Genomic DNA, 911 nt, shown 5'->3' with positions numbered 1-911 from the left:
TTAAGCGCCTTTTTTTACGTATTAATCAAAGGAAGATGCATGAACGTCATCGAAATCAAACACCCACTCGTTCGTCACAAGTTAGGCTTACTTCGCGAAAAAGACATCTCCACTAAAAGCTTTCGCGCACTCAGTAAAGAAATCACAACCCTCCTCACCTACGAAGCAACCAAATCATTCCCTCTCGAACCGAAACAAATTGAATGCTGGTCGGGCATGACAACCGTTGAGCAAATCGAAGGAAAGAAAGTCACTGTCGTTCCAATCCTACGTGCAGGTATTGGTATGCTTGATGGTGTTTTTGAATTAATGCCTAACGCTAAGGTCAGCGTCGTTGGGCTATATCGAAATGAGGAAACACTCGAGCCGGTTACTTATTTTGAAAAGCTCGTCAAAGACATTGAAGATCGAACAGCGATGATCATAGACCCAATGCTTGCAACTGGCGGAACTCTGATTGCGACAATTGACCTTCTTAAAAAAGCAGGCTGTAAAAAAATCATTGGCTTGTTTTTAGTTGCCGCACCCGAGGGCATTGAAAAAGTTTTAGCTGCGCACCCCGACATGGAAATTTATACCGCCGCTGTCGACGAAAAGCTAAACGACAAAGGATATATATTACCCGGGCTTGGCGATGCAGGAGACAAGATCTTCGGGACCCAGTAGCAACAACTCACCCTAAACATAGCGAAAAGGAAGATTCACGATGTCAGATGAAAATGCATTCAGCCCAAAGACAGCGCTAATTGGCGCACAAATGCTGTTCGTCGCCTTCGGCGCCCTCGTTCTTGTCCCCTTACTTACAGGGTTAGATAGTAACGTTGCTCTATTTACTGCGGGTGTTGGCACGCTCATCTTTCAACTTATAACTAAGCGCAGCATTCCGATTTTCCTCGCTTCCAGCTTTGCCT

At 45.2% G+C, this 911-nt stretch carries 2 protein-coding genes; both read left to right on the top strand.

Annotated features, from left to right (window positions below; genetic code table 11):
• Positions 1-39: 39 nt before the first annotated feature.
• Complete coding sequence (upp, locus tag A3762_RS19540) at positions 40-666, top strand: uracil phosphoribosyltransferase (RefSeq protein WP_068755841.1); 627 nt, start codon at positions 40-42, stop codon at positions 664-666.
• Between the two features lie 40 nt (positions 667-706).
• The coding region (locus A3762_RS19535) for a solute carrier family 23 protein (protein ID WP_304439303.1) at positions 707-911 on the top strand (205 nt) is incomplete at its 3' end.

Source organism: Oleiphilus sp. HI0125 (genome assembly GCF_001635355.1).
The sequence above is the reverse complement of the archived record's forward strand: the minus strand, read 5'-3'. Positions and strand labels throughout refer to the sequence as shown.

Excerpts from the sequence above, each read along its gene's own strand:
- upp (WP_068755841.1), top strand. The coding sequence starts at position 40 with ATGAACGTCATCGAAATCAAACACCCACTCGTTCGTCACAAGTTAGGC.